Origin of the sequence: Ruegeria sp. ANG10, from assembly GCF_040705255.1 — a bacterium.
In the GTDB taxonomy this organism is placed as follows: Bacteria; Pseudomonadota; Alphaproteobacteria; order Rhodobacterales; family Rhodobacteraceae; genus Ruegeria.
Genome location: NZ_JBFCVU010000009.1, coordinates 65,195 through 77,763, shown reverse-complemented (window position 1 = coordinate 77,763; position 12,569 = coordinate 65,195). Strand labels below are relative to the sequence as shown.

The 12,569-nt window shown below is 60.6% G+C and carries 11 protein-coding genes; 5 read left to right on the top strand and 6 right to left on the bottom strand.

The window, feature by feature from the left end; translation table 11 throughout:
* The first annotated feature begins 12 nt into the window (after positions 1 to 12).
* Together AB1A64_RS17260 and AB1A64_RS17255 are read left to right on the top strand one after the other, a co-directional pair.
* The gene (locus AB1A64_RS17260) at positions 13 to 555 is read left to right on the top strand and encodes an NAD(P)H-dependent oxidoreductase (protein WP_366552579.1); all 543 of its coding nucleotides are present in this window, start codon (positions 13 to 15) and stop codon (positions 553 to 555) included.
* 38 nt (positions 556 to 593) lie between these two features.
* Entirely contained in the window at positions 594 to 1,391 is a 798-nt protein-coding gene (locus tag AB1A64_RS17255) for an acyl dehydratase (RefSeq protein ID WP_366552578.1), read from the top strand.
* On the opposite strand, the gene AB1A64_RS17250 is transcribed toward AB1A64_RS17255, so the two are convergent.
* On the bottom strand, positions 1,383 to 2,423 hold the full coding sequence (locus tag AB1A64_RS17250) for an FAD-dependent oxidoreductase (protein ID WP_366552576.1): 1,041 nt from the start codon (positions 2,421 to 2,423) through the stop codon (positions 1,383 to 1,385). The two genes, AB1A64_RS17255 and AB1A64_RS17250, sit on opposite strands and share 9 nt — an antisense overlap.
* A gap of 49 nt (positions 2,424 to 2,472) precedes the next feature.
* On the opposite strand from AB1A64_RS17250, the gene mnmD reads away from it, so the two are divergent.
* Both mnmD and AB1A64_RS17240 read left to right on the top strand, forming a co-directional pair.
* Positions 2,473 to 3,138 carry a tRNA (5-methylaminomethyl-2-thiouridine)(34)-methyltransferase MnmD gene (gene mnmD / locus AB1A64_RS17245; protein WP_366552574.1) on the top strand — a complete coding sequence of 222 codons (666 nt, stop codon included), beginning with the start codon at positions 2,473 to 2,475 and terminating at the stop codon, positions 3,136 to 3,138.
* On the top strand, positions 3,135 to 4,004 hold the full coding sequence (locus AB1A64_RS17240) for a DMT family transporter (RefSeq protein WP_366552572.1): 870 nt from the start codon (positions 3,135 to 3,137) through the stop codon (positions 4,002 to 4,004). The genes mnmD and AB1A64_RS17240 overlap by 4 nt, the downstream gene beginning before the upstream one ends.
* Here the strand turns inward: AB1A64_RS17240 and AB1A64_RS17235 are convergent.
* The gene (locus AB1A64_RS17235; RefSeq protein WP_366552570.1) at positions 3,978 to 5,942 is read right to left on the bottom strand and encodes a lytic transglycosylase domain-containing protein; all 1,965 of its coding nucleotides are present in this window, start codon (positions 5,940 to 5,942) and stop codon (positions 3,978 to 3,980) included. The genes AB1A64_RS17240 and AB1A64_RS17235 overlap by 27 nt on opposite strands.
* A gap of 134 nt (positions 5,943 to 6,076) precedes the next feature.
* Between AB1A64_RS17235 and dapA the strand changes: the two genes are divergently transcribed.
* Positions 6,077 to 6,949: a 4-hydroxy-tetrahydrodipicolinate synthase gene (gene dapA, locus AB1A64_RS17230; protein ID WP_366552568.1), complete on the top strand. Its 873-nt coding sequence runs from the start codon at positions 6,077 to 6,079 to the stop codon at positions 6,947 to 6,949.
* A gap of 100 nt (positions 6,950 to 7,049) precedes the next feature.
* On the opposite strand, the gene AB1A64_RS17225 is transcribed toward dapA, so the two are convergent.
* From AB1A64_RS17225 to AB1A64_RS17210, 4 genes are read right to left on the bottom strand one after another with little or no spacing between them, the layout of a single operon-like run.
* The gene (locus tag AB1A64_RS17225) at positions 7,050 to 7,922 is read right to left on the bottom strand and encodes a DmsC/YnfH family molybdoenzyme membrane anchor subunit (protein WP_366552567.1); all 873 of its coding nucleotides are present in this window, start codon (positions 7,920 to 7,922) and stop codon (positions 7,050 to 7,052) included.
* Positions 7,922 to 8,671: a 4Fe-4S dicluster domain-containing protein gene (locus tag AB1A64_RS17220; RefSeq protein ID WP_366552565.1), complete on the bottom strand. Its 750-nt coding sequence runs from the start codon at positions 8,669 to 8,671 to the stop codon at positions 7,922 to 7,924. The genes AB1A64_RS17225 and AB1A64_RS17220 overlap by 1 nt, the downstream gene beginning before the upstream one ends.
* A complete protein-coding gene (locus AB1A64_RS17215; RefSeq protein ID WP_366552563.1) occupies positions 8,668 to 11,487 on the bottom strand; it encodes a molybdopterin oxidoreductase family protein in 2,820 nt (939 codons plus the stop codon). The genes AB1A64_RS17220 and AB1A64_RS17215 overlap by 4 nt, the downstream gene beginning before the upstream one ends.
* Positions 11,488 to 11,511: 24 nt before the next feature.
* A complete protein-coding gene (locus AB1A64_RS17210; RefSeq protein WP_366552561.1) occupies positions 11,512 to 12,534 on the bottom strand; it encodes a putative sulfate exporter family transporter in 1,023 nt (340 codons plus the stop codon).
* Positions 12,535 to 12,569: the final 35 nt, after the last annotated feature.

Sequence of the window (12,569 nt, the reverse complement as noted above, 5' to 3'; positions counted from 1 at the left end):
CGGAGTTCCCTGATGTCCGCCCCGATCCTTCTGAGCCTGTCCGGTTCGCTGCGCCAAAGCGCAACCAACCGCAAACTGTTACGCGAGGCAGCGCGGCTGTTCGATCCCGGCACCCATATCGAAGCCGACCTGAACCTGCCGCTCTATGATGGTGATCTGGAGGATGGCGAGGGCATTCCCGCGGCTGTTCAAACTCTGGCCGATCAGATCGCACAGGCGCATGCGGTGATCATTTCCACACCCGAATACAACAAAGGCCCGTCAGGCGTGCTGAAGAACGCGCTGGACTGGGTCAGCCGGACCGAGGGCCGCCCCTGGGCCGACAAGCCGGTTGCGGTAATGTCGGCGGCGGCGGGCCGTGCCGGGGGTGAGCGGGCGCAGATGGTGTTGCGCGGCTATATGGTGCCGTTCCAGCCGCGCATCCTGCAGGGGCCGGAGATTCATCTGGCCAACAGCTCCAACGAGTTTGATGAAGATGGAAAACTGACCAGCGACCGTTATGAAAGCAGCCTGCGAACCCTGATGGAGAAGCTTCGGGCCGAGGCGGGGTTCTAAGGCTTGTTCGCTAAGGTCGAGCTGCCTAATCTGCGGCCATGGCAGAGGAAATTCAGACCGATGTGATTGACCCGGCCCGCGCCGCCGCGTTTCAGGTGGCGCTGGGGCAGGAGGGGACGGTGATCGACGGAACGCCGCTGCCACCTTTTTTCCATCAGCTCTATTTCTGGTCGCCGCGCCCGCCGTCCCAATTGGGTCGGGATGGTCACTCCAAGGTTGGCGGGCTGATCCCCGATATGGGGCTGCCACGCCGGATGTGGGCCGGAGGGAGACTGGAATTCAACGCGCCATTTATTGCGGGCCGTAGTGCCAAACGTCGGTCGATCTGCGATAGTGCAACCTCAAAAAACGGGCGCAGCGGGCCGCTGGGATTTGTGACATTACGGCATGAAATCTGGCAGGGGGATACCCATTGTCTGACCGAATGGCAGGATCTGGTGTACCGTCAGGACCCTTCGCCAGATCAGGTCAAACCCACCCCACCCACGGCGCGCACCGATGAAACCGACCGGCACGAGGTCACTTTCGATTCCACCTTGCTGTTTCGCTATTCGGCGCTGACCTTCAATGGCCACCGTATCCATTACGATCTGGATTATGCCCGCGATGTCGAAGGTTATGCCGGACTGGTCGTGCATGGCCCGCTGCTGGCGCAGCTGCTGATGTTGTTTGCCGAAGAATTGATGGGGCCTTTGGCGCGGTTCTCGTTCCGTGCAACCGCGCCGTTGATGCATTTCGAAACCGCGACCTTGTGCCGTGAAAGGCAAACCCTGTGGGTGCGTGGCCCCGATGGGCGGCAATGTATGATCGCCGAAGCTGTTGCCCGGTCAGAGTGAGGCTTCGGGACGGAAATCGTCGGGAATGTTATCGCGGCCGTCCAGAACCAGATCGGCCATGACCTCGGCCACTTTGGGTGCCATGCCAAAGCCGATCTTGAAGCCTCCGTTGGCGATGAACTGCCCCTGATGCAGCGGGTGTTCCCCTAGCATAGGTGCACGGCTTTTGCTGCGGGGGCGCACGCCGGCCCAGCGGTCGATGACCTCCGCCCCATGCAATACAGGCACCGCGCGGGTGGCGCGGTCCAGCACATCATCCAGCGCGGCATCCGTGCTGGTCGGGTCATCAAAATCGCGTTCCGAGGTCGATCCGATCGCCAGCATGCCATCTGCGTGGGGGACGAAATGGATCGCATCCGCAAACAGCTGCGGCACTTCGCCAGCATCGAACCGCAACAGCGCAGCCTGTCCCTTGACGCCATTGCCGACGGTTTTGCCGAAGGCTTGGCTCAACTCCTCCAATCCGGCCAGACCGGTGGCATGGACAACCTGCCCCTTGTCTGGCGCGTCTTTCACCACGTCTACACCCATCACCGCAAGCGCAGAAACCAGCGCAGCACAGGCGCGGCGGGGGTGCATCCGAGCGCTTAGCGTGTCGTGGATCACGAACCCGGTTGGGCTGGGCGGGGACCATGACCCAAGCGTATCGGTCGCAACAACACGCCATTCAGCGCGGCCTTGCCACAGCTTGTCCGCCGTTACAGCGCGGGCATGGGCCAGCTCCAATGTGCGGGCGTCGGTGACGGGCTGCAACCGACCCAGACGCGCATACCCGGCTGACACCCCGCCGGTGGCTTCGACCTGTTTCCAGAAGGGCTCGGCCATAATCAGGCTGTCGAATTGAAAGGCCTTCTTGGCGTTCCAGTTTTCGGGCACATGCGGGGCCAACGCGCCAACCAAACCTCCGCTGGAGCCTGATCCGGGACCGAACGGATCGACAACCTGCACCTTGGCGCCGCGCCGGGCGCAGGTCCAGGCAATGGACAGGCCAAAGACGCCCGCGCCGCGCACCGTTACATCGACCATTGCCATTCCCCTTATCCTTGTTCAGTGTCGCGCCGCTTAGCTACAGGATTCCCCGATGGCAGACCAGCGCGCCGAACTGACATGGACCGAGGATCAGATCCCGGTCTCGGACCGCTTCGACGATCCCTATTATTCGTTACAGAACGGGTTGGAGGAAACGCGGCATGTCTTTCTGGCGGGCAATGATCTACCCGCGCGCTTTGCGCCGGGGTTCCGCATTGCCGAGCTGGGTTTTGGAACGGGCCTGAACATGCTGACCGTGTGGTCCGAATGGGAGAAATCCGGCCAAACCACGCCCCTGTTCTTCACCAGTTTCGAGGCCTTCCCGATGGCGCCCGAGGACATGTCCCGCGCGCTGGCATCGTTCCCCGAATTGACACTATGGAGCGACCGTTTTCTGGCGCAGTGGCAGGGTGGTGGGTGCGATCTGGGAACCCTGCGCCTTGAGGTGATCGTAGGCGACGCGCGTCAGACATTGTCCGGCTGGGCTGGTCGGGCAGATGCGTGGTTTCTGGACGGGTTTTCCCCGGCAAAGAACCCTGAATTGTGGGGGGCTGACCTGATGCAGCAGGTGGCGGATCATACGGCAGCCGGCGGTACCGCCGCCACCTATACCGCCGCCGGATTTGTGCGGCGCGGGTTGGAAGAGGCGGGCTTTACCGTCACCCGAACGCCCGGCTATGGCCGCAAGCGTCATATGACCCGGGCGCGCAAGCCATGACGCAGCAAAACAATGTGCGGGCCGGAATTGGCCTGATGATCGCGGCCACCATCGTGTTTGCCTTGCAGGACGGTATCTCGCGCCATCTGGCCGGGACCTACAACACCTACATGGTCGTGATGATCCGCTATTGGTTTTTTGCCGCGTTCGTCATTGCGCTGGCAGCGCGCGCGCCTGGCGGGCTAAGGGCCGCGGCGCAGACGAGCCAGCTGGGGCTGCAGGTGTTTCGTGGCATCTTGCTGGCGGCAGAGATTTGCGTGGCCGTGTTTGCGTTCACCATTCTTGGCCTGATCGACACGATGGCTGTGTTTATCTGTTATCCATTGCTGGTTGCCGCGTTAAGCGGCCCGGTACTTGGTGAGAAAGTAGGTTGGAGACGCTGGTCCGCTATTGGTGTCGGTTGCATCGGGGTTCTGATCATCCTGCAACCCGGGGTCGGGGTGTTCAATCCGTGGGCCATCGTTCCGCTCATATCCGCGCTGATGTTTGCACTCTATGGTCTACTGACCCGGTTCGCTGCCCGTAAGGACAGCGCGGCCACCAGTTTTTTCTGGACCGGAATCGCGGGTGCTGTGGCGATGACTTTGGTGGGAATGTGGTTCTGGGAACCGATGGCCCGCCCGGACTGGGCGTGGATGGCAGTACTGTGTGTCAGCGGCGTGTTGGGCCATTGGCTGCTGATAAAGTGTTATGAGATGGCCGAAGCTAGCGCGGTGCAGCCTTTTGCCTATTTCCATCTGGTCTGGAGCGCAATTTTGGGAATCACGGTATTCGGCGAAATGCTGCGGCCAGAGGTCGTGCTGGGCGCAGCCTTGGTCGTAGCGGCGGGTCTGTTCACCCTATGGCGCGAACGCCGCCAGGGTTGAGCCGACCAACTCCTGCGAGAAGGGGATCGGCAGCGCGGGCTGACCCAGGCGCGCACGATAAACCGGCAGGCTTTCAGCCACACGCATCACGTAGTTGCGGGTCTCGCTGAACGGGATCGTCTCGATCCAGTCGACCACGTCAATCTCACCGGCGCGGGGATCCCCATACCGATCCATCCACGATATCGGACGGCGCGGCCCGGCATTATAGCCTGCGGCCATCATCACCACATTGCCGTTGAAATCCTCTGCCAGCCCGGACAGGTAATTGGCGCCCAGCTTGGCGTTGTATTGCCAGTCCGAGGTCAGCTTGATTGTCTTGTGGCCGCTGAGAATGCCCAGCTCCTTAGCTACCAGCTGTGCTGTGGCGGGCATCACCTGCATCAGCCCGCGCGCACCCGCGCCGCTGATCACAACCGGGTCAAACTCGCTTTCGCGGCGGGCGATGGCCAGCGTCATCTCTTTCGCCATGGGCAGGCCCATATCGGCCACCGGATGCACCGGGTAATAGGCGGCGGGTAGAACAACGCCCGTTTTCGCCGCCCGTTTGGCGATCATCACCGCCAGATGCGGTTCCTTGAGTTCGATCACTAGATCGCCCAACTGCGTCGCCTGCACCTGATCCAGTTCTTCTACCAGATGGGTTAGGAAGCGTTCGGACAAGTTGTCTTCACCCGCACGCAACAACAGCAGCCCGGCTTCCAACACGCTGGAGTCGGCAAACTCGGCCTGTTTCCAATGCGGCGCGCGGCGGGGGTTGGCCAATTCGCTGTCAAACGGTCGTCCAATGCGTTCAGCCGCCAGCAGGCCATAGAACGAGGTCTGGTAATCCGCGCCCATTGCATAAGCCTCATAGGCTTGGTCGGCATCGCCTTGCGCGCTATAGGCCCGGCCCAGCCAGTATCCGCCTCGTCCTTTCGAGATCGGAGACTGCACCGCGCCAGAAAAGTTCTGGAAATGCCGTACGGCCGTGGCCGGATCATTCAGCTTGCGCAAGGCCAAGAACCCCGCCAGCCATTCCAGATCGGCATAGGCATAGCCCATTTCCGGTGTCATGTGATGGTTTGCGGCAATCTGATAAGCACGGTTCACATCACCATTGCGCATCTCAAGCCGGGCCAGACGGCGACGGCCCTCAGCCCATTTGTCAGGTTCCCCCAGCGCCTGGGGCCCGGTCGAGCGTGCCAGCATCAGGTCAATTGCGCTGTCGTCCAGCTCTTTCCGGTCGCGCCAGACAAAACGGTCAAAGGCCAGCCCAGGTGCGTCGGCCAGGGATTTTGGAACCGCAGCGACCTTGCCATCGACGCCGGGTTGGCGTTTTTGCAAGGCAATCCGTGCCTCAGCCAGCTTGCGCTGATCGGCACTGACCAAGGGCAGCATCTGCCCCGCGCTGACCAAATGGTTGTCCCACAACATCCGATCTAATCGCGCCGCGTGGTGGGGTTTCAGCAGCTTGCTGAAATTCTCAAGATAGTTCTTCTGCAGACCTTTCCCCATCGGCATAGTGCGCCATGCGGCCACGATGTCAGCCTCGGCATCGCCTTCACGCCCCTTGGCCATCAAAGCCACGGCAAAGTTCAGCGCCCCTTCGGCGGTTTGTGGCGGTACATCAGCGTAGAATTTCAACACCCGATCGGGATCAGCTCCGGTAAACACCGGCTCGCTTTTGCGACGCAGCCAAGCCAGACCTGGCCAATCCGGTCGGCGCTCCAGAAACACCAACACATCGCCGGAACTGCCAAAGCCTTCGCGCAGCCAGTGCCAGACGATGATATCGCGGCTAACGGACCCCCGATTGCCCGACACCCGCAGGGCGGCATTCCAGTCGCCCTTGCGCATTTCGTTCATCCCGGCGCGCAGATCACCGACCGAGTCGGCCTGCGCCTGCCCCATTGACCCAAGAATCATTGCTATCAAAAGCGCTAGAACGCGTGTCATGCCTTGCATTTCCCAACCAACCAAGGATAGAGCCATTCAGGATAAACCTTGTGCCGACGGTATCAACTCACATCGCCATGATTGTGACGATCCTTGGGCACAAAAAACACAAACTGCACACTAAGGAGCGTGTCATGTTCAAAGGCTCAATGCCAGCCCTCGTCACACCGTTTTCAAACGGCGAGTTGGACCTGAAGACGCTCAAACACTTGGTGGAATGGCAGATTCAGGAAGGCTCGACCGGGCTGGTTCCTGTGGGCACCACCGGTGAAAGCCCGACGCTTAGTCATGAAGAGCATGAAACCGTTGTGGAAGAGGTGGTCAAAGCCGCCGCTGGTCGTGTTCCGGTTATCGCGGGCGCCGGTTCAAACAACACGGTTGAGGCGATCCGCTTTGTGCGATTCGCGGAACGGATCGGTGCTGATGCAGCGCTGGTTGTGACGCCCTATTATAACAAGCCGACCCAAAAAGGGTTGGTGGCGCATTTCCGTGCGCTGCATGATTGCGCCGATATTCCAATCGTCATCTATAACATCCCCGGTCGGTCGGTGGTCGACATGACCCCCGCAACCATGGGTGAACTGGCTGAACTGCCGCGCATCGTCGGCGTCAAGGACGCAACCGGTGATCTGGCGCGCGTCAGCCAGCAGCGTGCGGCCTGTGGGCCCGAGTTCTGCCAGCTGTCCGGCGAAGACGCGACTGCGCTGGGCTTTAACGCGCATGGCGGTGTTGGCTGTATCTCAGTGACCGCGAACGTTGCACCGAAGCTTTGCGCCGAGTTCCAGCAAGCGACGTTGGCAGGCGACTATGCCAAAGCGCTGGAGTATCAGGATCGCCTGATGCCCCTGCACGAGGCGATTTTCATCGAGCCGGGTCTGGTCGGGGCAAAATACGCGCTTAGCAAACTGGGCCTATGCAGTGACGAGGTCCGGTCGCCCCTGACACCGCTTGAAAACAGCACCAAGACCGCAATTGATGCCGCAATGGCCCATGCTGGTCTGATTTGATCCCAGTCTGGCCGGGTGGTTTCACCCGGTTGGCACTTCATTTGAAAAGATGGATTGGCCTGTCAGGCCAAAAAAGAAGGGGGCTGAGAGCCCCCTTTTATTATCGTTTTCCGTAGTACAGTCCGACGACATGTTCGGCCTGTGCAAAGAATAGCCATCGGGAAATTGCGACGCCGGTCAGATGGGATAGGACGGCGAGCAATGCGAATATGTGATGGAAAGGCAGCATCAACAGGATCAGCGGTACGAAAATGGCCAACGTGAACGAGATGATCCGCAGCTTTTCGGCGTGTTTGCGCCCGACCACGTGGACGAATTCGCGCAGCAGATAGTTGGTGCCGGTATGGGGCGGTTCAAACGCCCGAACCGAACCGCGCCCGCCTAGGCCTGTAGCGGTGCCGAGATCGGTACCGGATTGGGCAAAGGCCTTGTCCCCTTGCCGCCAATACATCAGCTGCACCGCGCCGGCGATCAACAACAATAGCATCGCCCAAGCAAGTTGCCCGGACAGAAGCGCCCCGCCCGCCAGGCTGAAGCTGAGGAACATGGCGGGTGTCAGCTTCATATTCCAGCGCGGGATGGTCTTGAGCTGGGTATAGATCATCGATGTCGTGAACACTGTTGCCAGTGAGAACAAGGAACCGAGAACGCCCAGAACACCCCAGCGTTGGCCAAAAAACACCGCACCGATGGCGTAAAGCCCCATCAGGATCAGGGCGATGACCGCGCACCAGCCCTCACGGCTGAGCCAGCTTGAGCGCCATTGCGTGAACGCCTTCACCGCGCGTTCCGGATGGCCCAGGTGGAAGGTCGAGGCCAGCAAGCCGCCAACGGAAAGACCAAAGCCGATGGCAAAAAGCGCAAAGGCGACCCAGCCGGTGACGACGGGCAAGCCGAGGCCGAGGAAAAACAGCAGGCCAAAACCCAGGCCCGAGAGGGTGGTGAAGACGATGACGGAAGGTGCGGGATGCATCAGAACTTCTCCAGCGTTTTGTCGAGCCAGCCAAGGAAGCCTTTGGGCTCTTCGGCGACCGGGGCCAGCAGCGGGGCCAGGATGTCGATCTGGTCCTCGATCTGATCCTTGGGCCGGGGCGGCAGGTATTTGTTGACGGGTTTGGTGCCCATTTCGGGCATCAGGTCCATGCCCTCACGCTCGGCCACCAGCTTGCTGACGTCGCTGTCAGGATCGCCAAGATCACCGAAATGCCGGGCCCCGGCGGGGCAGGTGCGCACGCAGGAGGGGACACGATCCACCTCGGGCAGGTTCTCGTTGTAGATGCGATCAACGCACAGGGTGCATTTCTTCATCACACCTTCCGCCTGATCCAGCTCGCGCGCGCCATAGGGGCAGGACCACGCGCATAGGCCACACCCGATGCAGTCGCTTTCATTGACCAGAACGATGCCATCCTCGACCCGCTTATAGCTGGCCCCGGTGGGGCAAACGGTGACGCAGGGCGCATCCTCGCAATGCAGGCAGGATTTGGGGAAATGGATCAGCTGTGCGTGACCCTCATCCGGTGTCACTTCGTAGGAATGCACTCGGTTCAGGAAGGTGCCCGACGGATTGGCGCCATAGGCATCTTGATCCGACAGCGGCGCGCCATAGTTTTCGGTGTTCCAGCCTTTGCAGGAAATCACGCAGGCATGGCAGCCAACGCAGGTGTCAAGGTCGATAACCAGACCCATCTTACGTTCGGTGGATTGGGGGAGTTGGGTCATTTGCCTACCTTCCACGCCAGATCTTTCGGGCCGGTTCCCACCGGCGATTTTATAGGGTCGAATTCCGGTTGGCTTTCGGCGTCACCCGGGGCTTCGGCTTTTTCGATTTTGACCTTCAGGTCGAACCAGGCGGCCTGACCGGTAATGGGGTCGGAGTTGGCCCACCGCATGCCGTCGCCTTTCGGCGGCATCAGCTCGTGAATCAGATGATTCAACAGGAAGCCCTTGGTGGCCTCGGGCGCGTCCTCTTGCAGGGCCCAGGCGCCTTTGCGTTTGCCGATGGCGTTCCAGGTCCAGACGGTGTTTTCATTCAGCGCCGCCATTTCCATGACCGGCACCGTGATGGCGCCGTGCGGCGAGCTGACCTTGGCCCAGTCACCATCCTGCAGCCCGTGTTCACGCATCAGTTTGGTCGGCACATAAAGCGGGTTGCGCCCGTGCAACTGGCGCAGCCAGGCGTTCTGGGTGCCCCAGCTGTGATACATCGCCATTGGGCGTTGGGTCAGGGCGTTGACGGTATAGCCTTCGTTGCCCTGTTGGTCGGTCTCGTACCAGATCGGCAGCGGGTCCATCGTGTCCTTGATGCGCTGGCGCAGGTGTTCGGGCGGTTGCCTTTCACCATGGCCTTCGGCCGCCAGTTGGAATTTGCGCATCGGTTCCGAGTAAAGCTGGAACAGGTAAGGTTGCGGGCTGTCATAGATACCCATGCCCACGGCCCAATCCTGATAGGCTGCGTTCCAAGGTTTGTAGTAATCCGCACCTTCGGGAATATGCGCGACATAGAAGCCGCCGTTGTCGATATAGCGGTTCAGCTGTTCCGGGTTGACCTCGCCACGGCCTTCCTTGTCGCCGTCGGGGCCACGGAACCCGGCCAGCGGGCCAATGCCCGGGCGGCGTTCGTGGTTGACGATATAGTCGGCATAGTCCTTCCACTTGGCGCTGCCGTCTTCGTTGGTAAAGCCCGGCAGGTTCATGCGGTTGGCCAGTTCGATCAGCACCGACTGGAACCCCCGCACATCGCGGTCGGGTTCGATCACCGGCCAGCGGATTGCATCGGCGGCGGCGTCGGCCTCGCAGATCGGACGGTCCAGCAGCGAGATACAGTCGTGCCGCTCAAGATATGTCGTGTCGGGCAGAACCAGATCGGCATAGGCCACCATTTCCGAGGAATAGGCATCGGAATAGATGATGTTCGGAATGACGTAATTGCCGTCATCATCCTTGGCGGTCAGCATCTCCATCACGCCCTTGGTGTTCATGGACGAGTTCCACGACATGTTCGCCATGTACATGAACAGGGTGTCGATCTTGTAAGGATCACCGGCGGCTGCGTTCGAAATCACCATATGCATCAGCCCGTGGGCCGACATCGGGTTTTCCCAGGTGAACGCTTTGTCGATGCGAATGGGGTTGCCGTCATCGTCCAGCAGCAGATCGTCGGGACCGCGTGGAAAGCCCAGATGCGGCCCGTTCAGTGGGCGGCCCGGACGGCGGTCGCCATGCGGTGTCGGGTGCGCCTCGACCGGTTTGGGATAGGGCGGTTTGAAACGGAAACCTCCGGGCACTTCGACAGTGCCCAGCAGGATTTGCAGCACGTGCAGCGCGCGGCAGGTCTGGAACCCATTGGCATGGGCCGAAACCCCGCGCATCGAGTGGAAGCTGACCGGACGACCGATCATCTTGCTGTGTGTTTCGCCCCGGAAATCGGTCCATTCGTGGTCCAGCTCGATCGCTTCGTCAAAGGCAACGCGGGCGATTTCGGCCGCGATGGCACGAATGCGGCTGGCGGGGATACCACAGCGTTCGGCCACGGCCTCGGGCGCGTTGTCGTCGCTGAGGTATTTGTCCGCCATCAGGTGGAAGACCGGGCGGTGGGTGACGCCATCTTTTTCGTAGGTCGCAGACAGGTTAGGGCGCACGCCCGGCTTGTCAAAAGCGGTTGGCTCGCCAGTTGTACGGTCGATCACCAGCGGTTTGCCATCGGCGTCGCGCAGGAACAGGCCTTTTTCCGGGCCTTCGGCCTCATTCACCAGAACCGGCGCATTGGTGTAGCGGCTGAGATAATCGAGGTCGATCTTGCCCGCTTTCATCAGCACGTGAATCAGCGACAGGATGAACAGCCCATCGGTGCCAGGCGTGATCCCGACCCAGTCGTCGGCCACCGCGTTATAGCCCGAACGGATCGGGTTGACCCCGATCACCCGCGCGCCCCGTGCCTTGATCTTGCCAAGGCCCATCTTGATCGGGTTGCTGTCATGGTCCTCGGCCACGCCGAACAGCATGAACAGCTTGGTGTGATCCCAGTCAGGCTGACCGAATTCCCAGAACGCGCCACCCATCGTATAGATGCCACCCGCCGCCATGTTGACCGAGCAGAAACCGCCATGGGCCGCATAGTTTGGGGTGCCGAAATTCTGTGCCCAGAAGCTGGTGAAGCTCTGGCTTTGATCGCGACCGGTGAAGAAGGCCAGTTTTTGTGGCGCGGTTTCGTGCAACTCGTTCAGCCAACCGACGGCAGTGCTGATCGCTTCGTCCCATTCGATCTCGCGAAACTCACCCGAGCCGCGCGGACCAACCCGGCGCAGCGGCTTGCGCAGCCGCGACGGCGCGTTGACCTGCATGATCCCCGCCGAGCCCTTGGCGCACAAAACGCCCTTGTTAACCGGGTGATCACGGTTGCCTTCGATATAGGCGACCTTGCCGTCTTTCATGTGAACGTTGATGCCACAGCGGCAGGCACACATGTAACAGGTGGTGCGCCGAACCTCGTCCGAGACTTTAGGGCTGGTGTCTATCTTCGGTTGCTGGATGGTCATCTGGCGTCCTTCTGTCGGGGCGGATCAGGTCAGGAATGTTATTCCGGCTAGGATAATCCCTGCAATGAAAAGAGTTTCTATGACGATCAGAGCGATGGCAGCGCCGCCGACCGACAGGATTTGTTTAAGGTTTGTCTTCATGCCCACCGCCGCGATGGCGATCAGCAGCAGCCACCGCGATGTCTGGCTAAGCAGATCGGTAATAAATGGCGGGATCAGGCTGAAAGAGCTGGCGGCGGCCAGAACAAGAAAGCCAAGGACAAAGCCCGGCAGGATCGGGGGGCGTTTGCCGGTTTCGTCCATTTCAGCGACGCCGCGGATGATCAGCGAGGCGACCAGAACCACCGGGGCCAACATCGCCACACGGATGAGTTTCACCAGTGTCGCGGTATCCCCGGTTTGTTCCGAGATCGAAAAGCCCGCGCCGACCACCTGTGCCACATCGTGGATCGTTCCACCCAGAAACACACCGCCCGCGATGTCATTCATGCCCAGCATGCGTACCAGGATCGGATAGGCGATCATGGCAATGGTCGACAGAACGGTGACGCCCAGAACGGTAAAGATCAGCCGTTCCTCGGACCGTTCATCTTTGGGCAGGATGGCACTGATGGCCATTGCGGCAGAGGCGCCGCAAATCGCGACCGAACCTGCAGTCAGAAAGGCAAAACGCCATTTGTGGCCAAAGAACCGGGCAACCAACAGACCAAATCCGATTGTTGCCAGAACCCCGCCCACGACCAACGCAATCAGATCCCAGCCCAGCCCCATCATCAGTGTCATCGACACCCGAACGCCCAACAGCGCCACACCCAGACGCAGTAGCGATTTTGCGGCAAAGCCGATACCTGGGACGGTTTTACCCTCTTCCCCCAGAAAGCTGAGCGCGATGCCCAAAAGCAGCGCCATCAGCATCGCCGGCGTCGCGTAATGCTCGGACAGGAATTTGGCAGATACGGCAACAATGATGGCCACCATAATCCCCGGAAACAGGGTACGGGCCTTTTGGGTTGCTTCTGCACCGACAAGGTTTGAAATCTGGGTCATGGCCAGCATCTAATCGACGGTCCTTCTTGACGCTC